We start from the raw sequence: 21,036 nt of genomic DNA, 5'->3' as shown, positions 1-21,036 counted from the left end.
CCGCGCGGGCGGTTCCGTGCGTCGGCGGAGTCGGGGCCGGGAGTGGCGGGCGGGCCGGCGACTCCTTGTCCGTGGTCCGACTGCGGCCGGATCCGCTCACGGCGGGGCCACCTCGCGGCGGTCCGGTCACGGCGATCCCGGTCGCGGCGGCGCTTCGTGACCACCCGCCGGGCGCCGGCATCCACCCCTCCCCTCCCCACCCCGCCCCTCCCCCGGACGCTTCCCCTCCGCCCAGCGGCGCCATCCGCCGCGAGAGCCATGAGTAACGACCTCCCAGAGGAAATGGAAGGCACGGAGCATGACGGTGACGACGACCGCCGCAACGCTGTACACCTGTGACGAGGCACGCTGGCAGGCCGTGCGGGACCGGGACGCCGGCGCGGACGGCCACTTCTGCTACGTGGTCACCACGACCGGCGTGTACAGCCGCCCGTCGTGCACGGTGAAGCTGGCCCTGCGGGAGAACGTCCGCTTCTTCCCGACCCCTGAGGCCGCCCGGGCCGAGGGCTACCGCCCGTGCCGTCGCTGCTGCCCCGACGACTCCGACCGGCACGCGGCGGCGGCCGAGGCGGTGGCCCGGGCCTGCCGGATCATCGACGAGGCGCCGCTGCCGCCGAGTCTGGACGAGCTGGCCCGCAAGGTCGGCTACAGCCGCTTCCACTTCCACCGCCTGTTCAAGTCATTCACCGGCATCACGCCGCACGCCTATCTGGCGGCTGCGCGTGCGCGCCGGGTGCGCGAGGCCCTGCCGCTGTCCGGGACGATCGCCGACGCCATGTACAGCTCGGGGTTCAACTCCGGCGGTCACTTCTACGCGGCGGCGCCGGAGATCCTGGGCATGACCCCGAAGGCGTACCGGGCGGGCGGCGACGGCACGGACATCCGGTACTCGGTGGCGGGATCGTCGCTGGGACCGGTGCTCGTCGCGGCGACGGACACGGGCGTGTGCGGGGTGCTGACGGGAGACGAGGTGCCGGGTCTGCTGAACCAGCTCCGCACCATGTTTCGGCAGGCCCGGCTCGTGCCCGCGGACGACGACTTCGCCGCCGCCGTCGCCGCGGCCGTGCGCGAGGCGGAGCCGCCGCAGCTCGGCCGTGAACTGCCCCTGCGCATACGGCGGTCCGCGCTCGCCGTGCGGGTGCGGCGGGCGGTGCCGACGGCGGCGGTGCGGGTACGTCACACGGTGCCGGCATCGGCCGTCGTCCCGAGCAGGTGACCCGGGCCGGGGGACGACCACCGGACCTCGGTGCACACCGGACCGGGGTGCTCCCGTGCACGGCGCCGTCCGGTTGACGGAACCCGCCGGGTACACGGCCGCCGGCCCGGGCCGGCCCGGGCTCGCGCGCCGCGTGCAGGGGCAGTGCCGGGTACGACGGTCGCAGTGTGCCGCCGGCCGCGCGCCTCCATGAGCCACCCGGCCGCACCGCACGGGAACCCGCGGGCGGCGCGGACCCCCTCCGCCACCGGCCGAGCCGGCACTCGGGTGCGCAGGTGCTGACGGAACCCGGGGCCGGCCCCGTCGGCCGGGGCTCCGCTCAGCCAGGGGAGCGGGACTCCGCCCCGGCGGCGGCCGGCTGCTGCCCGGCCTCCGCCGGGCGCAACCGCCCCGATGCCCAGGTCGCGGGCAGCGCCGCCGCGCACACCAGCAGTCCGGTGAGCACCGCGTCCGTCGCACCGCCGTGCGAGACGGCCGCGCCACCGGCCACCGCCCCGACCGCGATACCCGCGTTGACCGCGGACGCCGGCAGCGTCGCGGCGAGGTCGCGTCCGGGGCCGGCCAGCAGCCCGACCCGGTATTGCAGCGAGGGGACCAGGCCGAACCCGACCACCCCCCACAGCACGAGAGCGAGAGCCACCAGGACGCGGGAGGCGCCGGCGATGTGCAGGACCGCCAACGCCACGACCAGGGCGAGGTTCGCCGCGACGAGCGTGCGCGCCGCGTCCCGGTCCGCCGCCCAGCCGCCCACGAAGGTGCCGGCGGCCGTCGCGGCCCCGTAGGCGAAGAGGAAGACGGTCAGCCAGGTGCCGGACACCCCCGTGACGTCCTCCAGGAACGGCGTGATGTAGGTGAACGCCGCGAACTGGCCTCCCAGCAGCAGGAATCCGACGCCGAGCACGGCCAGCACCCGGGGCGCCAGCGCATGCCGGGACTGTGCCCACAGGCCGCCCGTGCCCGAGCCGTCGACCGGCGGGACGCACACCGCCGCCGCCAGCAGCGCCACCGCACCGAGGACCACGATGGCCGTGAACGCCGCGCGCCAGCCCAGGTGCTGGGCCGCCAGGGTGCCGAGCGGGACGCCGAGCGCCGTGGAGACGGCGATGCCGCCGAACACCACGGAGATCGCGCGCCCGGTCCGCTCCGGCGGCACCAGGGCGGCCGCCACCGTGAACGCCGTCCCGAGGAAGAGGCCCTGCAGTGCACCGGTGACGGCCCGGGCCGCGAGCAGCGTGCCGAAGCCCGGGGCCAGGGCGGCCAGCAGATTGCCGGCCACGTAGCCGGCCAGGGACGCCCACACCAGGGTGCGGCGCCGGACCCGGATGGTGAGCGCCGTCAGCAGCGGACCGCCGACACAGATGCCCAGCGCGTACGCGGTGACGAGGGTGCCCGCCGTGTCCACGGACACGGCGAGGTCCCCCGCGACGAGCTTCAGCAGGCCGACGACGACGAGCTCGGCGCTGCCCATGACGAAGGTGGCCAGGAAGAGGGCGGCGAGGGCCGGGCCCGGCCGCCGCCGCACGGAGAGGGGAACGGAGGTCATGTCAGTGCCAGAAGTTCTTCCTGGCGCTGCGCAGACCCTGGAACGAGTCGAGGTCCGGGACCGTCCACCCGTCGAGGTCGTACTCCTGGAGGCACTGCTCGGCGAAGCCCTTGTACGCGTCGAGCTGGCCGGTCTCCATCTGGGTCATGAAGATGTCGCTGCGCACCGACTCGTGGTTGCCGGAGTAGTTGCGTTCGTACAGCTCGTGCCGGCCGCCGAACTCGGTGCCGACCGCGTCCCACAGCAGCTTCATCAGCTTGACGCGGCTGACGGCGTCGTAGCCGTTGGAGCCGCGCACGTACTTGTCGAGGTAGGGACGCACCTCGGGGTTCTTGAAGTCCTCGGCGCTGGAGTTGACGTAGATCAGGCCGCTGGCGACGTCCTGCTCGATGATCTCCTTGATGCGCGGATAGCCGATGGTCATGAACCAGCGGTAGGCCATGCCGTACTCCAGGCGCGGCAGCAGGGCCCCGTCCTTCCACTCCTCGGGGTTGCGGGCGGCGGCGTCGGTCAGGGCCCAGAACATGTTGCGCCAGGCGAGCACCTCGCCGATCCGGGCCTGGATGCCGCGGAAGTCCTTGGTGCCGGTCATCTCCACGGCCTTGGCCAGCAGCCCGGCGATGAAGTCGATCTTCACGGCGAGGCGGATGCAGCCGTGGAAGGTCAGGCGCGGGATGAAGCCGGACTTCGGGGCGAAGCCGTTGACCTGGTCGACGTCGCCGTAGAGGAAGACGTTCTCCCAGGGGATGAGGACCTTGTCGAGGACGAAGATGGTGTCGTTCTCGTCCAGGCGCGAGGAGAGCGGGTAGTCGAAGGGGCTGCCCATGACGGCGGCCGTCGCCGCGTAGGAGGGGCGGCAGATCAGCTTCAGGCCGGGCGCGCCCATCGGGATGGTCGCGACGAGCGCGAACTCCTTCTCCTTGAGCGGCAGTCCGTAGTGCGAGATGAAGTTGTAGTGCGTGATGGCCGAGCCGGTGGCGACGACCTTGGCGCCGCTGACGACGAGCCCGGCGTCGGTCTCCTTCTCCACGTGCACGAAGACGTCCTTGACCTCTTCGGACGGGCGGTGGCGGTCGACCGGCGGGTGGATGATCGCGTGGTTCCAGAACAGCACCTTCTCCTGGGACTCGCGGTACCAGCGCCGTGCGTTGTCCTGGAACGGCGCGTAGTAGTCGGAGTTGGCGCCGAGGGTGCCGAGGAAGGCCGCCTTGTAGTCCGGGCTGCGGCCCATCCAGCCGTAGGTGAGGCGGGCCCACTCGGCGATCGCCTCACGGTCCTCCACGACGTCCTGGACGCTGCGCGGGGTGCGGAAGAACTTGTGGGTGTATCCGTCGCTCCCGGTGTCGGTGCGGGTGGTCAGCACGTCGCGGCGGGCCGGATCGTGCAGCGCGTCGTACAGACGGGCCGTCATCCGGGCGGGGTTGGCGAACGCCGGGTGCTTGGTGACGTCCTCGACGCGTTCGCCGTAGATGTAGACCTCGCGGTCGTCGCGCAGGCTCTCCAGGTACTCGTCGCCGGTCAGGGGGCGGGTGGTGCGGGGAGCCGGTGCGGAGGCGGTGGCCTCGCCCTGCTGCAGCGTCATGGTGTGTCCTTGTCCGGTCGTGGCGGTCAGTGACCCAGGGGGATGTGGAGCGCCGCGGTTCCCGACGACCATGCGCCGTCCGCCGGTCCGTCGAGGGTGCCCGCCCACGCGTGGTGGCCGGGCGCGGCGTCCAGGAGGCGGAAGGCCCCGCCGTGGAAGACCAGCGGCTCCGCCTCCCACGTCGTGAAGGTCCGCACCTGCCCGATGTGCAGCACGTGGTCGCCGCCGTCGTACGCGGCCCAGGGCACGCAGTCGAGGTGGGCGGCGCAGCCGGCCAGGCGCGGCCCCGCCGCGTCAGGGTCCCAGGCCACGGGAGTGTCCGCGGGAAGTGGCCGGCCCGCGAAGTGCAGGGCCAGGTCCTGCTGGTGTGCGGCGAGGATGTTCACGCCGAACGACGACGCGCCCGTGAGCAGGTCGCACATCCGGCTGCGCCGGTCCAGGGACACCATCACCAGCGGGGGGTCGAGGGAGACGGAGGTGAACGAGCCCACCGTGGCGCCGTGCACGCCGCCGCCGTGTTCGACGGTGACCACGGTGACGCCCGTGGCGAACCGGCCGAGGCAGTCACGAAAGCGGCGTTGACTGTCGCCCATCGACACTCCTCGAAAAGGAAATGAGCCCTCGAATTCGGCGCTCTCTGAGGGGCATTGTGCCGGTGGCCACTGAAGGATCGATCGAGGGGAACGGCAGGTATTTCTGCGCAATATCCAGGAGGCCGGAAATGATTGACACCGGTGCGTGCGGGCGCCTGTAATTCCTTCTCGGATTCGAGTAACCGACACGAGGTGGCCAATCATGAGACTCCAGGTCGAGTTGACCGACGCACTCCAGGACTACGTCGCCGATGTCTCGCTGCGCGAGCCCGACCTGTTGCGGAAGCTGCGCGAGGAGACCTCGCAGCTTCCCCTGCACCTGATGCAGATCTCGCCGGAGCAGGGTCAGTTCATGCGGACCCTGCTGAAGGCGACCGGGGCCCGGCGGACTCTCGAGGTCGGCGTGTTCACCGGCTACAGCCTGCTGTCGACGGCGCTCGCGCTGCCCGCCGACGGCCGCGTCGTGGGGCTGGACATCAACGAGGAGTGGGGCGCCATGGCGCTCGACTACTGCAAGCGGGCCGGCGTCGCGGACAAGGTCGACCTGCGCATCGGCGACGCCCGGGCCTCCCTCGAGCGGCTGCTGAAGGAGGAGAACGCCGCCGGCACGTTCGACTTCGTCTTCATCGACGCGGACAAGGAGAACTACACGGCGTACTACGAGTTCGCGCTCGAGCTGCTGCGCCCCGGCGGTCTCGTCGTCGTCGACAACGTGCTGTGGCACGGCGCCCTGCTCGACGAGTCCGTCCAGGACTCCGAGACGCAGGCGCTGCGCGCCTTCAACCCGCGGTTGCTGCACGACGAGCGGGTGGAGCTGAGCGTGATCCCCTACGCGGACGGGCTGACGTTCGCCGTCAAGCGCTGAGTTCCCGCCGCGCACGCGTGGAGGCCGCCCCGGGAGGACCGGGGCGGCCTTCACGCGTGGGTCAGGGCAGGCGGACGGACTGGGCGTGGCGGAAGAAGTCCGTCGGGTCGTACTTCTTCTTCACCTGCTGCAGCCGCGGGTAGTTGCCCTTGTAGTAGAGGGCGTGCCATGGCGTCGACGACGTGTTGTACTTCGGGTCGTTCAGGTCGTTGTCCGGGTAGTTGACGTAGCAGCCGTCGGTGACGTCGTTGGGCACGGGAACACCGCCGGTGTCCGCGTAGACCTCCGCGTAGCACTGCCGGTTCCAGGCGATGTAGGCGGCGTCCTCGGCGGGGTCGTTCCACAGGGACATCCACATCATCTTGAAGAACGACTCGCGGTGCGGATAGCCGGTGGCCGACGGGGCGAGCCGGTTGACCTCGCCGCCGTAGGAGCTGAGGGTGATGGAGGCGCCGGGCAGGGTGACGTCCGTGCGCGTCAGGTGCTTGTACAGCACCGCGAGCTGGCGGTCGGGGAAGGCCGCGCGCATGTACGCGGACTTGTACTCCTGCCGGTAGGTCGGGTCGGTGAGGTTGGTGTTGGTGGTGCCGAGGTAACGGGTGGCCTCCAGCCACGGCAGCTTGCGGGGCTCGGCGTAGCTCGCCATCGGGCCGAACTCGGCGAACTGGCGGGTGACGGCCACCGTCGGCACGTCGACGCCGTCGCCGATCGCGGCGAGGTAATCGTCGAGGAGCCGGCGGGCGTTGGGAGCGGTCGCGTCGACCTGGGTGACCATGGCGATCTGGCCGGCGGACTTGTGGGTCAGCACGAGGAAGCTGGCCAGGGCCAGTTCGGGGGCGCCCGGGGCGCTGTGCGCGGTGAACCAGCGCGCGTAGTTCTGTGCCAGCCGGGAGAACTTCGCCTCCGTCATGGTCTCCCACGGCCAGGCCTGCGCCACCAGGTACACCTCGCGGGGCGGCTTGGGCAGCAGCTTCTTCGGGTCGGTGCCGGTGGCGCCGGGCGTGCGGAACCAATAGCGCGTGACGACGCCGAAGTTGCCGCCGCCGCCGCCCGCGTGGGCCCACCACAGCTCGCGGTTGGGATCGCCCGGGTCGTTGGTCGCCACGATGGTGCGCACCTTGCCGTCGGCGCCGACCACGACCACCTCGACGGCGCACAGGTAGTCGATGATCAGGCCGAGCTGGCGGCACAGCAGGCCCCAGCCGCCGCCGCTGACGTGGCCGCCGGCCGCCACGGAGTAGCAGATGCCGCCGGGCACGGTGACGCCGTACACCTGGTAGAGCAGGGTGTAGACGTCCAGGAGCTGGGCGCCCGTCTCGACGGCGAACGCGCGCCGCCCGGCGTCGTAGTACACCTTGTTGAGCTGTGACAGATCGAGCACCACCTGGACCTCGGGGTTGAAGACGAAGTCCTCCAGGCAGTGGCCGCCGGAGCGCACGGTCAGACGTTTGCCGGCGGTGACGGCGGCCTGCACCACGCCCGCCACCTGGGAGACATCGTCCACGATCTGGACGGCCTCGGGGTTGCCGACGTAACGGTTGTTCATGCCGTGCACGAGCTCGCCGTACTGGGCGTCCGCCGGCGTCACCGTCACCGGGGCGAACGTGACGGTCGCGGCCTCCTGCTCCGCTGCCGCCGCCCGCCCGGCGAAGGCTCCACCCACCGCGGCCGTGCCGCCCAGCGCCGCGGCGGTCGTGAAGAACCGCCTGCGGCCTATCCCACTGTTGTCGCGCACTCTACGTCTCCCGTTCTCGCCATTTTCGGCGCACCGCTTCACGCGTTCACCTGCGCCGCGACAGTACGAATCAGCCATCGCGGAAAACACTCCGGATCTTGCGGTCGAATCCCTGAACGGGGGATTCCGGGATACGACCGCAAGATGGGGAGTGTCGGACGGCCCACCGGTCGCCACCATCGGAGTCCAGGCTGAATTCGCCATGGTGGAAGGAGGCGGGCCGGTGACGGTCAGCGTCGGTGAGGTGTACGAGAACCCGCGGTGCAGGGAGCGGGTCGTGATCAGAACGCCGTCCTCGCACACGGGCGGGGAGCGCACCGTGATGGACGTGTACTCCGAGCCCGGCGGCGCCGTGTCGGGAGAGCACCTGCACCCCGTGAGCGAGGAACGCTTCACGCTGGTGCGGGGCAAGGTCGCCTTCCTGATCGGCGGGCGCCAGGTGACCCTCGACAAGCCCGGGCAGAGCGTGCTCATCCAGCCCGGCATCAGGCACCGCTGGTGGAACTGCAGCGGTGAGCAGGCCTTCCACATCTGCGAGGTGCGCAAGAACAGCGACCGCTTCGAGCAGTTGGTGCTGCGCCAGCTCTTCGGGCTCGCGCAGGACGGCAAGACCACGCCGGAGGGCATGCCCCGGCTGCTGCAGCAGGCGGTGACCACGCTGGAGTTCGGTGACGTGGTGCGGTTCACCTCGCCACCCTGGGCGCTGCAGCGCGCCCTGTTCACCGTGCTGGCCCCGATCGCCCGGCTGCTGGGGCACCAGGGCTGCGACCCGCGGTACATGGACCGCAAGCCGTCCGAGATCGCGGAGCTGGAGGAACTTCCGGAGGAGGTCATGCGCTGGCACCGCTGATCCCGCCGGCCCGGTGAACATCGCCTGCAACACCTTCGGGCGCGGCGGTGTTTCCCATGACGAGAGCACATCGCACCGCGCTCCTCCCCCACCTCAGGGCGGGGCCGACCATCGAGAAGGAACCTTATGGATCTGCAGCTTTCCGGCCGGGTCGCCGTCGTCACCGGCGCCTCCAAGGGCATCGGCCTGGCCATCGTCCGCACGCTCCTCGAAGAGGGCGCCAAGGTCGTGGCCACGTCCCGCAAGAGCACCCCGGAGCTGGATGCGCTGGCCGGCCCGAACCTCGTGCACGTCTCGGCCGACTTCATGGACGAGGACGCGCCGGCGCAGGTCGTCGCCCGCGCCGTGGAGCAGTTCGGCGGGCTCGACATCCTGGTGAACAACGCGGGCGGCCCGCCGCCCGGCGTGACCCTGCCGCGCGGCTCGTTCCTGCACGCCTCCGACGAGGAGTGGCGTGCCATGTTCGAGTTCAACCTGTTCTCGGCCGTGCGCGCCATCCGTGCCGCCATCCCGCACCTGCTGGAGCGCGGCGGCGGCGCGATCGTGAACATCTCCTCCGGCAACGCCCGGCAGCCCTCGCCGATCAACGTCGACTACGGTGCCGCGAAGGCCGCCCTGAGCAACATCACCAAGGTGCTCTCGGGCGAGTTCGCGCCCCAGGGCATCCGCGTGAACACCGTCTCCCCCGGTGTGGTGCGCACGCCGTGGTGGACCGACGAGGGCGGCGTCGCCGACATGATCGCCTCCCAGGCCGGCACCGACAAGGACAACGTCATCAACAGCGTCGTCCCGGAGATGCTGAACCTGGCCACGGGCCGCTTCGTCGAGCCGCAGGAGGTGGCCGACGCCGTCGTGCTGCTGGCGTCGCCGCGCTCCGGCAGCACCACGGGTGCGGAGTTCGTCGTGGACGGCGGGCTCCTCAAGGAGCTCTGAGCACCACCGTGCGGGAGGGCCGGCGAGCCCGGCCCCTCCGCCCGTGCCCGGCCGCCGCACTGCGGCCGGGCGTACGACGCACCACGGCCGCCGGCGGCGTGCGGTGACCTGATCCGCGCGGGCCGCCGGCGCCGCCGGCAGTGCTGTCCGCTGCTGTCGCCTCCTGGAGCGACCTGCCGCTGACCCGCCGGCGCCCCCGGAGGACCGCAGGAGCTCCGTCCGCTCCCGGACCCGGCGCCGCGACGACACCGCCGGAGGGCGGCCGGGCCGTCCGCGGCGGCCCGGCCGCCCTCCGGCGGACCTCCGCGGCGCCCCGCCTGCTCCCGCGCGCCTTCGCCGCGTCCCGCTCGTTCCCGAGTGCCGCCGCAGCGCCCAGCCGTCGCGGGCGCCCTGCCGCGGGCCCCGCCCGCTTCTCCGCTTTTCCCTGTCCTGCCCGCCGTGACGTCTCGCGGCCCCAGGGCCGCCACTCGTTCGGATCGCCGGGCTCGCACGCCCCGGCCGCCTGCCGCGTCGCCGCCGGCCGCCACCACTGCGCGTGGCCTTTCTCCGTGCCCGCCCGCACCAGGACCCGCCGCCTGATCCGCGCCGATCCGAACGGCAGGCCGCGGGCCGCCTCGTCCCGTCCACCCCGCTCCGGGGCCGGCGCGGCGGCATCGATGTCAACTCCCTGGAGTCGTCATGGCCTTGGCCGCCCCTGCTCGCACACGCGACCGCGCAGCGCCCCCGCTGGACCGCCGGCTGCTCGCCCTGGCCGTCCTCGCTCCGCTGCTCGCCAACGCCGACTCCGGCATCGTGACGCTCGCCCTGAGCGACATCCGGCGCGACCTGTCGATGTCGCTCGACGCCGTGCAATGGGTGACCAACATATACGTGCTGCTGGTGGGCGGGCTCCAGCTGCTGGGCGGCCGGCTGGCGGACCTGGCCGGGGCCCGGCGTCTCTTCCTGCACGGCATGGGCGCCTTCGCCGTCGCCTCGGCCCTGTGCGGCGCCGCCCCCAGCGGGCCGCTCCTCGTCGCCGCCCGCGCCGGGCAGGCGCTGGCGGCGGCCGTGCTCGTGCCCGCCGCGATGTCGCTCCTGGTGACGGCGGCCGCTCCGCAGCAGCGCGCCCGGGCCCTGGCGCTGTGGGCGGGCGCGGGCGGCGTCGGCTCGGTGGCCGGTGTGGTGTGCGGCGGCCTCGTGGTCAGCGGCCTCGACTGGCGCTGGGCCTTCTGGCTCAACGTGCCCGTGATCGTCGTCGCGCTCATGGTGTCCCGCCGCACCCCGCTGCCCGATCCGCCCCGCACCCGCGGGGCCCGCCTCGACCTGGCCGGGGCCGCCGCGCTGACCGGCGCTCTGCTGGCGGCCGTGTACGCCCTGGTCCGGTCGGCTGCTCACGGCGTGGACCGGTACACGGCGTACGCCGCGCTCGCCGCGTCCGCGCTGGCAGCCCTCTTCGCGCACCGGCAGCGCAGATGTCCCCACCCGCTGCTGCCCCCGTCCCTGCTCCGCGACCGGAACCTGGTGTGCGGTGCGGCCGGCGTCCTGCTCGTGTCGACGGCCGCCGCGCCCGTCGCCTTCCTCGGCGGCATGCGGCTGCGTGACACCTACGGGTTCGGTGCGCTGGCCGCCGGAGTCGCCCTGCTCCCGATGGTCGGGGGCATCTTCGTCGTGGGCCGGGCCTGCAGCGCGCTGCTCACCCGGTACGGTGCCCGCCTGCCGTGCGCGCTCGGCTGTCTGCTCCTGGGGGCGGGCCTGTGGACGCTGGCCGCCCGCTCGCACGCCCCGGGGTACGTCTCGGGCATGCTGCCGGGGCTGGTCCTGGCCGGTGCGGGACTTCCGTTGATCTGGATGTCGTGCGAGGTCGTGGCGCTGGCCCGGTTCCGGGGCAGCGGCGCGGGGCTGGCTGCGGGCCTGGTGCAGTGCGCGGGACAGTTCGGGACCGCGCTGGGCACGGTGCTCGCGGTGGCGGTGTGCGGCCGTGGCACCGGCGTGGCCGCCGGGGCGGGGCAAGCGTTCGGGGCGGCAGCCCTGCTGATGGGGCCGGCGCTGGTGGGCGCCCTGATCTGCCTGCCCGGCCGCCGTCCGACCGGCCCGGGCCGCCGCGCGCGGAGCCGGGACCGACGCCCGCACCGCCCGGACCGACGCCCGCACGGCCCGGGCCGCCGCGCACAGGCCCCGGCCGGTCTCGCGCCGTCCACTTGGACGACGCGGCCGGCGCGCGAACCCGTCCGGCCCCAGCCCTGGCGTGTGCGAACCGGTGGCTGAACGGTTCCGCGGCAGCCGTCAGCAGGCCGCCTCGACCGGTCCGACGGCGATGCCCTCGGGGCCGCGGAAGTGACAGAGCCGTAGACGTCCTCGTACTGCACGGTTCCCGCCGACCGGTTCACCCCCTGCGCCCGTGGGCGGGCCACGAGACGCCCTCGACATCGTCGACGGCGGACTAGCGCGGCAGCTGCCCGCACTCGTGTCGTGCAACATCCGGCCACGGCGGGGGCCCGGTCACCTTGACACCCGTTGACCGGCTCGCGGACCGCGTGGGGATCACCCTGCCGAGAACACCTCGTGCGGAGGGCGTGCCGCGGGGAGCCACGGGCGGGCCGGCAAGCGCGTCCCGCGCCGCCGGTTCCCCCGCAGGGCCGTCAGACCCGGACCAGCCCGTCGTCGCCCACCGGGCCACGGGGGGCGGAAACGGTGCGCTCGGCCAGCAGGTTGAGCGACTGCCGGGAGCGCGAGTTCGAGGGAGGCTCCAGCCCCTGGTCCCCGGAGAGCATGCGTGTGTGCAGGCGTTGCAGCCGCGCCGACGGCTTGGTGCCGTGTTCCTCCCGCAGCCGGGCTCGCAGCCGGTGGTAGGCCATCAACGCGTCGGCCTGCCGGCCCGACCGGTACAGGGCGAGCATGAGGTGCGCGACGAGGTCCTCGTGCGTGCCGTACTGATGCACCAGCGCGGTCAGTTCGCCGAGGATCTCATGGTGCCTCCCGAGGCGCAGTTCGGCGCCCAGCCGCTGCGGAACGGCGTCGAGCCGGTCACGCTCGACGACCTCGATGGCGGCCCTGAGCAGCGGACCGGTGGGCACGTCGACGAGCATCGGCCCCGTCCACATCATCTCGGCGGCGCGTAACTGCTCGGCGGCCTCGGCGTACTCGCCGGCGTCCAGTGTGGCGCGCGCGGCCCGCACCTGCTGCTCGTAGCGATCCAGATCCAGTTCACCGGCGTTCAGCTTCAGCAGGTACCCCTGGTCGCGGGTCTGCAGCCGGCCGGGGGTGCGTCCCGGGCCGCGCCGGGCGCCGTCCAGGAAGCGGCGCAACTGCATGACGTACGTGTGCACCGCCGCGACCGCGCTCGACGGCGGGCGGTACTCCCATATCTCCTCGACTATCTGTGCCACCGACACGACGTGGTTCGCGTTGAGTGCGAGGAGCGACAGCAGTTGCCGTTGTTTCGGCGCGGTCGGGGTTCTGTGGCGGCCTTCGTCGTCGCACACATTCAAAGGGCCGAGAACGCGAAACTCCATGTGACTCCCCCATCGTCGCCCGGGCGGGCCGGCGGAAGATCGTTCCGCTGGAATACCCGGTCAAACGTCGCGATCCGCGCGGATTCTATCGTCGCTCAGGCTCTTCCGGTCCCGTCACGGGACCTGTTGTTCGCTCGATCACCACCGCCCGGGGGCCGTGGCCGGTGAGGGTCTCGCCGCCGTCCCGCACGGCCACCCGGTGACCTGCGCCAGGAGCGCCCCGGGGTCACCGGGCTCCCGGTCGGCCCGCCAGGCGACGTGCTGGTCGGGGCGGATCAGCACCAGATCACGTCCGTACACTTCCCGCGCGAGCGGATCGTCGAGCGTCAGGGTCCGCAGCGGCACGCCTCGGGCAACCGCCGCGGCCTCGATCCGTTCCGTCCGCGGCGGACGCGGGCCGAGCCGTAGCAACGTGAACCCGGGGCCGAACCGGTCGAACAGCGAACTGCCGTCCGTGCGGCGGTCGTCGAGCCACAGATGGGGTGCACGGCCGCCCGGTACGGCGGAGGGCGTGTACGCGGCGAAGGAGTCGGGCACCGGCCCGGAGCCGTCCCCGGCGACGATCGGGGAGCCGTCGTAGCGGGCGCCCAGCTGCACCCCGAGGGTGTCCAGGGTGCGCATCCCGTACTCGGCCAGTTCCGCTCCGGTCTTGGCCCGGGCCGCCTCGCCGACCGCGGAGTCCGCTTCCAGCCAGGCGGGCCGGTCGACGGCGCCGAGTCCCTGGCCGAGGGTCCGGGCCGCCGAGGTGTTGCGCAGGGCGATGGGCCGGCGCTCGACGCCGTAGGTGTCCAGGAGGTCCGGGCCCGCCCAGCCCTGCACGGCCGCCGCGAGTTTCCAGGCGAGGTTGGCGGCGTCGTCGACACCGGTGTTCATGCCGAAGCCACCGTTGGGTGTGAACAGGTGCGCGGCGTCACCGGCGAGGCGGATGCGGCCCGTGCCGAACGACTCGGCGACCAGCGCCGCGCCCGCGGTCCAGGGCCGGTGGCTGAGCACCTCGACCGGCAGGGGCTCGCCCGCCGCCCGCTGCACCAGCCGCACCAGCTCGGCGTCGGTCGCCGTGTCCGGGTCGACGGAGCTGGTGAGCAGGAAGAACTCGTCCACGCCGTTGAGCGCGATCAGGTTCAGCGCGAGATCCGCGTTGACGACCCAGTTGCTCCATGCGCCGCGATCCCGCAGGAAGTCCCGGTACAGCGTGGGCACCCGCAGGTGGGCGGCGGTGGAGCGGCGTCCGAGTATGTCCTGGTCGAGGGTGCCCTCTCCCTCGTAGCGGATGCCGAGGTGGCGTCGGACCAGGCTGTGGCCGCCGTCGCAGCCCGCGACGAACGCCGCCCGGAACAGGCGCCGGGCACCGTCGCGTTCGGCCACGAGGTCGACGTGTTCCGCGCTTTCGTGCAGGGCGGTGACCGTCCAGCCGTAGCACAGGGTGATGCGCGGCCGGGTGCGGGCGTGGTCGAGCAGCAGCCGCTCCACGTACATCTGGTTGGCCCGGTGCATCGGTTCCGGGGACGGGTCCGCGCGGTCGGCGGCCATCCGCCGGCGCAGCACCTCGCCGCTGCCCGGCCAGGGCAGCAGGGCCAGTTCGTGCGCGTTGTAGCGGGTGAAGAAGGAAATTCCGGCCGAATGACCGGCGGGAAGACCGAGCCCGCGGATCCGCTCGGCCAGTCCCAGTGTGCGGTAGTGCTCCATCGTCCGCGCGTTGTGGGTGCTGCCACGCGGCTGATCGGGCACGCCCGCTTGGGTGTTGAGGACCACGCAGGGAACTCCCTGCCGGTCCAGCAACAGCGCGAGCATCAATCCGACCGGACCGCCGCCGACCACGGCGACCGGAGTTGTCAGCGGGTCGTCCATCCGACGCGGCCTCCAGCCTTCTCTCGATCGAACTGGTGCGATCGTTGCAACCCGCTCTGAAGAACGAAGCAAGATCGGCGGCCGGGACGGCTTTCCATCGGCCCTTTAGCAGCCGGTTGGAGACTCCGCCACGAACCTTTACCGAACCGCTGGGGTATCACGGGCCGCGATGTCTCACCGGTGACCGAAGAATTCGGCGCATCACTGCGGAGTGTGAGGTATTCCTATGTTCCTGTTCGGCACCCACAGGTCCGTATCGCAACGCCTGCGTCTCCATGCTGACCGGGATCTGGGGGCGGGGAATTTCTTCTGGCACGCGTGGCGCATCGCCCGCGACCGGGACCGTCCGCTGCTGTTCCACCCCGACGTGTCCTCCCCCCAGTGGGCGACGGGCGCGCCGAGGGCGATGTCCCTGGACGACGTGCGCGTCGCCGCGATCCGTTACGCCCACTGGTACCGGCGGCGCGGGGTGCGGCCCGGGGCGCACGTGGGCCTGCACACCCGCGACGGGCTGCTCGGCCTGATCCACCACATCGCCATCACGTCGCTCGGTGCCGCCGCCGTGCACTGCAACCCCCGGATGGCCCCGGCGACGGCCGCCGAGTACTTCCTGCGCACCCGGACCACGGTGCTGGTGGGTGACGGCGACCTGCTCAAGGGCCTCGCGGACGCCTGGGAGGCGGACGCGCCGGGGAAGGCCACGCCCGAGGTCGCGGACATCGCCTCGCTCGCCGTCACCGCCCCGCTGCCGCCCCGGCCGATGCCCGGTTTCCCGCACCGGCACACCGCCGAAGACCTGGTCATGATCTCGCACTCGTCGGGCACCACCGGCCGGCCCAAGGCCCCGGTGTTCCACCACGGTTCATTCTTCGCGGGCAAGCGGGAACGGCTGTGGTCCTTCCCCTCCCTGCGCTCCGACCGGCTGCTGACGGCCCTGCCGCACAGCCACTCGGCGGGCATCAGCTACCTCAGTCTGGCGATCCTGCTCGGCATCCCGACCCTGATCCTGGACGACGCGAGCGGCGAGGCCGTGGCACGGGCGGTCAACCTGTTCCACCCGACCACCGTGCTGGCCTTCCCGCTCACCCTGGCCGAGATACCCACCGAGAAGATCAGCCCCGAGGCCGCCCGGCACCTCCACACCTGGCACGGCATGGGTGACGCCTCCCACGAGCGGCACATCCGACCGCTGATCGCGCTGGGCCGGCGCACCGAGAACGGCAAGGTGCTGAACGGCTCGCGCTACCTCGACGGACTCGGCTCGTCGGAGATGGGCATGGTGCTGTTCAAGCAGGCCTACACGCCCGAGACGACCCGGTACGCACGCCACATCGGCCTGCCCGCCAAGGTGGTGCGCAAGGCGGCCGTACTCGACGAGCAGGGCCGTGAACTGCCCGACGGGCAGGCCGGCCGGCTCGGTGTGCGGACACCCAGCATCACCGCCGGCTACCTGGACGATCCCGACCTGACCGAGGAATCGACGGTCAACGGGTACTTCCTCACCGGTGACATCATGCGCCGCGACAGCGACGGCACCTGGTACCACCTCGACCGCACCCCCGACGTGATCCACACCGCCGGCGGTCCGGTGTACAGCCTCCCCGCGGAGGAGGTCGTCCTGCTCGCGACGCAGGCGCTGGACACGGCGGTGGTGGCGGTCGACGATCCCGACTCACCGGGGCATTCCCGTCCCCTGGCGGTCGTCCTGTTCGCCGACGGTGAGGAGCGCGACGCGGGCCGGCTGCTCGCATCGTGCAACGCGGCCCTGGCCCGCGAGGGCCTGGCACCGCTCGGCGGGCTGCTGCTGGCCGCCGACCGCTCCGAACTCCCCGTGGGGGTGACGGGCAAGGTCCTCAAGCGCCTGCTGCGCGAACGTCTGCGCACCGTCCTGTCCCGCACCGGCGACCCCGCGCTCGCCGTGTCCTCCCCCGTACGGAAGGTCTGATCATGCCCGGTACCGAGACGACGGCGGCACGTCAGGTGGTCGATCTGATCACCGGCACCTGGCGGGCCCAGGCCCTGCACGCGGCGGCCGCGCTGTCCCTGCCCGACCACATCGCCGCCGGACACCGCACCGTCCCGGCGCTGGCCGAGCGCACGGGCGCCAGCGAGGACGGCCTCGCGCGGCTGCTGCGGCTGCTCGCGGCACTCGGCGTCTTCAGCGGCGACGAGGAGGGTGGCTACGGGCTCACCGACGTGGGCGCGCTCCTCGTCGCCGACGGCGAACAGTCCATGCGCGACATGGTGCTGCTGTACGGGGAGGAGTTCCACCGCGCCTGGGGTGCGGTGGTACCCGCGATCCGCACCGGGACCTCCGGCTTCCAGCACGCCTTCGGCACCTCGCTGCATGCCCATCTGCGCGACGAGCCCGACGCGGGGCCGCGGTTCCTGCGCGCCATGAACGCCGGCAACGTGTTCTTCCCCGAGGCAGCGGCGGCCTTCGACTTCACGCAGGCGCACACCGTGGTCGACGTGGCGGGCGGCAGCGGCCTGCTGCTGTCGGCCGTGCTCCAGGCCCACCCGCACCTGACGGGGACCGTCTTCGACCTGCCGCACATGCTGCCGGTTGCCGAGCGGCACCTGAGCGCCGCCGTCGACGCCCACCGCTACGAGACGGTCGCGGGCGACGTCTTCGACAAGGTCCCCGCGGGCCACGACGTGTACCTGTTGTCCCGGGTGCTCCAGGACTGGGACGACGAACGATGCGTGACGCTCCTCGCCAACATCCGCGAGGCCATGGCGGACACGGGGCGGCTGCTGGTGCTGGAGAGGATCGTCGCCACCGACGGCACGGCGCCCGTGCTGCCGCTGCTGTGGGACCTGCACCTGCTGATGGCCGCGGGCGGCCGCGAGCGCACCCTCGACGGATACCGCTCCGTCCTGGGCGCCGCGGGCCTGCGACTGGAGAGCGTGCACTCCCTCGCCCTCGAGACGAGTCTGCTGATCGCCGCACCGGTATGAAGCAGTCCCCGCGTCCCGGCCCTCCCCTGACACCCATGGAGTATCCCTATGCCCAGCGGTGACCTCGACCTGTGCCTCGTCGGTGCGGGACCGCGCGGTCTGTCGGTCCTGGAGCGGCTGTGCGCCAACGAACGCTCCGCGCCCGCTCACCGGGCGGTCACCGTGCACGTCGTCGACCCCTACCGACCCGGCGCCGGACGCGTGTGGCGCACCGAACAGGCACGTGTGCTGCTGATGAACACCGTCGCCTCACAGGTGACCGTGTTCACCGACGCCAGCGTGGAGATGGACGGCCCCGTCGAGCCGGGCCCCAGCCTGTACGAGTGGGCGCGCACGCTCCGTGACGGGCCCTGCGAGGCGCCGCTGTACGACGAGGCCGTGCTGGCCGAGGCCCGCCGGCTCGGCCCGGACGACTACCCGACCCGCGCCTTCTACGGCCGTTACCTGGAGGACGTCTTCGCCCGGGTGGTGTCCCACGCCCCGCCGCACGTACGGGTGCGGGTGCACCAGGCCCGCGCCGTCGCCCTGCGGGAACGGCCCAAGGACGGCGCGCAGCAGGTCGTGCTGTCCGACGGGGCGGTCCTCGACGGCCTCGACGCGGTCGTTCTCTCCCAGGGACACGTGCCGAGCTCCGTCTCCTCCGCCCAGCGCCTGCTCTCGCAGCGCGCGCGGGCCCACGGGCTGCTGCACGTCCTGCCGGCCAACCCGGCGGACCTGGACCTGTCGGACGTGCGCTCCGGTGAGACCGTGCTGCTGCGCGGACTCGGCCTGAACTTCTTCGACCACATGGCCCTGCTCACCGTGGGGCGCGGCGGCCGCTTCGACCGCGTCGGCGAACGTCTCGTCTACCGCCCCTCCGGCCGCGAGCCCCGCATCGTCGCGGGCTCCCGGCGCGGCATCCCCTACCACGCCCGCGGCGCCAACGAGAAGGGCGCGCACGGCCGTCACGAGCCGCGCGTGCTGACCGAGGAGGCGGTCGCGGCGCTGCGGGAGCGCGCGGTGGACGGTGAGCGGGTGTACTTCGGCACCGACCTGTGGCCGCTGATCGCCCGGGAGGTGGAGAGCGTCTTCTACGGGACGCTGCTGAGCGCCCGGGGCCGGGAGGGCGAACGCGAGGAGTTCGTGGAGCGGTTCGTCTCGCTGCCCGAGGGCTCCGCCCACATCGACGAGTTGCTCGACGCGTACCGCATCCCACGCGACGAGCGGTGGGACTGGGACCGGATCTTCCGGCCGCACGGTGACGGGGAGTTCGCCGACCGGGCGGAGTTCCGCCGCTGGATGCTGGAGCATCTGCGCCAGGACGTGCGCGAGGCCCGGGCGGGCAACGTGAGCGGCCCTCTCAAGGCGGCGCTGGACGTGCTGCGCGACCTGCGCAACGAGGTGCGGCTCGCCCTCGACCACGGCGGCCTGGACGGCACCTCCTACCGGGACGAGGTGGAGGGCTGGTACACCCCGCTCAACGCCTTCCTGTCGATCGGGCCGCCCTCCTCACGCGTCGAGGAGCTGATCGCGCTGCTCGAGGCGGGTGTCCTGGATCTGATCGGTCCGGGCATGCGGGTGCGCATCGACGGTACGGCGGGAGCGTTCGTCGCCGAGTCGGACGGCGTGGGGGGCGCCCCGGTGCGCGCCCGGGTGCTGGTGGAGGCGCGCCTGCCGGAGCCTGACGTGCGCCGGACCTCCGATCCGCTGCTGCGCGGGCTGCTGACCACCGGGCAGTGCCGTCCGTTCCGTATTCCCGGTGCGTGCGGGACGAGTTACGAGACGGGCGGGCTCGAGGTCACCGAGCGCCCGTACCACCTGGTCGACGCGTACGGCCGCAGGCATCCACGGCGCTTCGCGTACGGGGTGCCGACGGAGGCGGTGCACTGGGTGACCGCGGCCGGCATCAGGCCCGGAGTGAACTCGGTGACCCTGGGCGACTCCGACGCCATCGCGCGGGCGGTGCTGGCCCTCGCCCCCGCCGCCGCGGACGCCTCTCCAGGGCGTCCGGGCAAGACGCTGACGGAGGCACCCGCGTGAGCGCACACCCGGCGGGACTGGACTCCGGGCTGCTCTCCCCGGTGCGGGCGGGCACCCCGGTGGAGCGGGCGGTCGGTGACGAGGCCTGGCTGCAGGCGATGCTGGACGCGGAGGCGGCGCTGGCGCGCGCCCAGGCCGGGCTCGGCACACTGCCGGCGTGGGCCGCCGCGGCGATCACCCGGGCCGCCCGCGCCGAGCGGATCGACCTGCGCCGGCTCGCCGTCGCCGCCCGGGAGAGCGCCAACCCGGTGGTGGGCCTGGTCCGCGCCTTGACCGCGGTCGTCGCCGAGGAGAACCCGGAGGCTGCCGACTACGTGCACCGCGGTTCGACCAGTCAGGACATCTTCGACACCGGCGCCATGCTGGTCTGCGACCGGGCGCTGCGCCTGGTGCACGCCGACCTGCTGCGCACCGCGGCGGCGCTGGACCGGCTGGCGGCGCGGCATCGGGACACCCTGATGGCCGGGCGGACGCTGACCCTGCACGCCGTGCCGATCACCTTCGGGCTGAAGGCGGCCGGCTGGGGGCTGCTGGTGCGCGAGGCGGCCGACCGCGTGGCCAGGCTGCTCGACGGCCGGCTGCCCGTCTCGCTCGGCGGTGCGGCGGGCACCCTGGCCGGCTATCTGGAGTACTCGGCGGTGGACGGCGCGCCGGCTGCGGACGCGGCGGCGCTGTCGAAGGCGTTCGCGGCCGAGACCGGGCTGGCCAGCGCCCCGCTGCCCTGGCACGCGTTGCGCTCCCCCGTCGCCGACGCGGCCGCGGCCCTGGCCTTCGTGACCGGAGCGCTGGGAAAGATCGCCGTGGACGTGCAGTCGATGGGCCGTACCGAGGTCGGTGAGGTCGCCGAGCCGCCGGTGGCCGGGCGCGGTGCCTCCTCGGCCATGCCGCACAAACGCAATCCGGTGCTGACCACCCTGATCCGCTCGGCCGCGCTCCAGGTTCCCGCGCTGTCCGGCGCGCTGACGCAGTGCCTGGTGACCGAGGACGAACGCTCGGGCGGTGTCTGGCACGCCGAATGGCTGCTGCTGCGTGAGTGTCTGCGGCTGGCGGGCGGCGCCTCGCACACCGCCGTCGAGCTGTGCGAGGGGCTCGTCGTCCACGGGGAGCGGATGCGGGCCAACGCGGCCGCGACCGGCGCCCTGATGGCGTCCGAGCGGATCGTCGCGGTCCTGGCGCCCGAGTTCGGCAAGGCCACGGCGAAGCGGCTGCTGTCCGAGTCGGCGGAGACCGCCGCGCGCACTGGACGGCCCCTGGCCGACGTCCTTGCCGAACACCCGCTTGTCGGGCCCGCATTGGGCCCCGTGGAACTGGCGGATCTGCTCGATCCCGCCACGTACACGGGCGCGGCCGCCTCCCTGGTGGACCACGCCCTGGAACGTCACCGCAACCCCTGATCCACG

The 21,036-nt window shown here is 72.9% G+C and carries 15 protein-coding genes; 9 read left to right on the top strand and 6 right to left on the bottom strand.

The window, feature by feature from the left end:
• Positions 1-298: 298 nt before the first annotated feature.
• A complete protein-coding gene (locus tag AB0J12_RS22590) occupies positions 299-1,216 on the top strand; it encodes an Ada metal-binding domain-containing protein (RefSeq protein WP_363266134.1) in 918 nt (305 codons plus the stop codon).
• Between the two features lie 319 nt (positions 1,217-1,535).
• On the opposite strand, the gene AB0J12_RS22585 is transcribed toward AB0J12_RS22590, so the two are convergent.
• From AB0J12_RS22585 to AB0J12_RS22575, 3 genes are read right to left on the bottom strand one after another with little or no spacing between them, the layout of a single operon-like run.
• Positions 1,536-2,759, bottom strand: a complete 1,224-nt coding sequence (locus tag AB0J12_RS22585; protein WP_363266133.1) for an MFS transporter — start codon at positions 2,757-2,759, stop codon at positions 1,536-1,538.
• Position 2,760: 1 nt separating this feature from the next.
• A complete protein-coding gene (locus tag AB0J12_RS22580) occupies positions 2,761-4,341 on the bottom strand; it encodes a 4-hydroxyphenylacetate 3-hydroxylase N-terminal domain-containing protein (protein WP_363266132.1) in 1,581 nt (526 codons plus the stop codon).
• A 26-nt stretch (positions 4,342-4,367) separates the two neighbouring features.
• Positions 4,368-4,934 (bottom strand): flavin reductase family protein, encoded by a 567-nt coding sequence (locus tag AB0J12_RS22575; RefSeq protein ID WP_363266131.1) that lies wholly within the window; start codon positions 4,932-4,934, stop codon positions 4,368-4,370.
• A gap of 202 nt (positions 4,935-5,136) precedes the next feature.
• Between AB0J12_RS22575 and AB0J12_RS22570 the strand changes: the two genes are divergently transcribed.
• Positions 5,137-5,799 (top strand): class I SAM-dependent methyltransferase, encoded by a 663-nt coding sequence (locus tag AB0J12_RS22570; protein ID WP_363266130.1) that lies wholly within the window; start codon positions 5,137-5,139, stop codon positions 5,797-5,799.
• Between the two features lie 61 nt (positions 5,800-5,860).
• Here AB0J12_RS22570 and AB0J12_RS22565 read toward each other — a convergent pair whose 3' ends face one another.
• On the bottom strand, positions 5,861-7,534 hold the full coding sequence (locus tag AB0J12_RS22565; protein ID WP_363266129.1) for an FAD-binding oxidoreductase: 1,674 nt from the start codon (positions 7,532-7,534) through the stop codon (positions 5,861-5,863).
• 223 nt (positions 7,535-7,757) lie between these two features.
• On the opposite strand from AB0J12_RS22565, the gene AB0J12_RS22560 reads away from it, so the two are divergent.
• The 3 genes from AB0J12_RS22560 to AB0J12_RS22550 all read left to right on the top strand — a co-directional run bounded on the left by AB0J12_RS22560 (position 7,758) and on the right by AB0J12_RS22550 (position 11,561).
• Positions 7,758-8,384, top strand: coding sequence for a cupin domain-containing protein (locus tag AB0J12_RS22560; protein ID WP_363266128.1), 627 nt, complete (start codon positions 7,758-7,760; stop codon positions 8,382-8,384).
• Positions 8,385-8,510: 126 nt separating this feature from the next.
• Positions 8,511-9,317 (top strand): SDR family oxidoreductase, encoded by an 807-nt coding sequence (locus tag AB0J12_RS22555; RefSeq protein ID WP_363266127.1) that lies wholly within the window; start codon positions 8,511-8,513, stop codon positions 9,315-9,317.
• A gap of 678 nt (positions 9,318-9,995) precedes the next feature.
• Entirely contained in the window at positions 9,996-11,561 is a 1,566-nt protein-coding gene (locus AB0J12_RS22550) for an MFS transporter (RefSeq protein WP_363266126.1), read from the top strand.
• Positions 11,562-11,935: 374 nt separating this feature from the next.
• Here AB0J12_RS22550 and AB0J12_RS22545 read toward each other — a convergent pair whose 3' ends face one another.
• Entirely contained in the window at positions 11,936-12,808 is an 873-nt protein-coding gene (locus tag AB0J12_RS22545) for an AfsR/SARP family transcriptional regulator (protein WP_363266125.1), read from the bottom strand.
• Positions 12,809-12,946: 138 nt separating this feature from the next.
• On the bottom strand, positions 12,947-14,656 hold the full coding sequence (locus AB0J12_RS22540) for an FAD-dependent monooxygenase (protein ID WP_363266124.1): 1,710 nt from the start codon (positions 14,654-14,656) through the stop codon (positions 12,947-12,949).
• Between the two features lie 367 nt (positions 14,657-15,023).
• Here AB0J12_RS22540 and AB0J12_RS22535 point away from each other — a divergent pair, with 367 nt between their 5' ends.
• The 4 genes from AB0J12_RS22535 to AB0J12_RS22520 are packed head-to-tail and all read left to right on the top strand — an operon-like array spanning position 15,024 to position 21,030.
• Positions 15,024-16,601, top strand: coding sequence for a class I adenylate-forming enzyme family protein (locus AB0J12_RS22535; RefSeq protein ID WP_363266123.1), 1,578 nt, complete (start codon positions 15,024-15,026; stop codon positions 16,599-16,601).
• A gap of 2 nt (positions 16,602-16,603) precedes the next feature.
• Positions 16,604-17,617, top strand: coding sequence for a methyltransferase (locus tag AB0J12_RS22530; RefSeq protein ID WP_363266122.1), 1,014 nt, complete (start codon positions 16,604-16,606; stop codon positions 17,615-17,617).
• A gap of 48 nt (positions 17,618-17,665) precedes the next feature.
• Complete coding sequence (locus AB0J12_RS22525; protein ID WP_363266121.1) at positions 17,666-19,636, top strand: FAD/NAD(P)-binding protein; 1,971 nt, start codon at positions 17,666-17,668, stop codon at positions 19,634-19,636.
• The gene (locus AB0J12_RS22520) at positions 19,633-21,030 is read left to right on the top strand and encodes a lyase family protein (protein ID WP_363266120.1); all 1,398 of its coding nucleotides are present in this window, start codon (positions 19,633-19,635) and stop codon (positions 21,028-21,030) included. The genes AB0J12_RS22525 and AB0J12_RS22520 overlap by 4 nt, the downstream gene beginning before the upstream one ends.
• Positions 21,031-21,036: the final 6 nt, after the last annotated feature.

Source organism: Streptomyces sp. NPDC049915, from assembly GCF_040656475.1.
In the GTDB taxonomy this organism is placed as follows: Bacteria; Actinomycetota; Actinomycetes; order Streptomycetales; family Streptomycetaceae; genus Streptomyces.
The sequence above is the reverse complement of the archived record's forward strand: the minus strand, read 5'-3'. Positions and strand labels throughout refer to the sequence as shown.

What these genes read in the sequence shown, in the direction of transcription:
- AB0J12_RS22540 (WP_363266124.1), bottom strand. Translation starts at nt 14,656, where the DNA reads ATGGACGACCCGCTGACAACTCCGGTCGCCGTGGTCGGCGGCGGTCCG.
- AB0J12_RS22580 (WP_363266132.1), bottom strand. Translation starts at nt 4,341, where the DNA reads ATGACGCTGCAGCAGGGCGAGGCCACCGCCTCCGCACCGGCTCCCCGC.
- AB0J12_RS22570 (WP_363266130.1), top strand. Translation starts at nt 5,137, where the DNA reads ATGAGACTCCAGGTCGAGTTGACCGACGCACTCCAGGACTACGTCGCC.
- AB0J12_RS22545 (WP_363266125.1), bottom strand. Translation starts at nt 12,808, where the DNA reads ATGGAGTTTCGCGTTCTCGGCCCTTTGAATGTGTGCGACGACGAAGGC.
- AB0J12_RS22590 (WP_363266134.1), top strand. Translation starts at nt 299, where the DNA reads ATGACGGTGACGACGACCGCCGCAACGCTGTACACCTGTGACGAGGCA.
- AB0J12_RS22530 (WP_363266122.1), top strand. Translation starts at nt 16,604, where the DNA reads ATGCCCGGTACCGAGACGACGGCGGCACGTCAGGTGGTCGATCTGATC.
- AB0J12_RS22575 (WP_363266131.1), bottom strand. Translation starts at nt 4,934, where the DNA reads ATGGGCGACAGTCAACGCCGCTTTCGTGACTGCCTCGGCCGGTTCGCC.
- AB0J12_RS22525 (WP_363266121.1), top strand. Translation starts at nt 17,666, where the DNA reads ATGCCCAGCGGTGACCTCGACCTGTGCCTCGTCGGTGCGGGACCGCGC.
- AB0J12_RS22585 (WP_363266133.1), bottom strand. Translation starts at nt 2,759, where the DNA reads ATGACCTCCGTTCCCCTCTCCGTGCGGCGGCGGCCGGGCCCGGCCCTC.
- AB0J12_RS22555 (WP_363266127.1), top strand. Translation starts at nt 8,511, where the DNA reads ATGGATCTGCAGCTTTCCGGCCGGGTCGCCGTCGTCACCGGCGCCTCC.
- AB0J12_RS22550 (WP_363266126.1), top strand. Translation starts at nt 9,996, where the DNA reads ATGGCCTTGGCCGCCCCTGCTCGCACACGCGACCGCGCAGCGCCCCCG.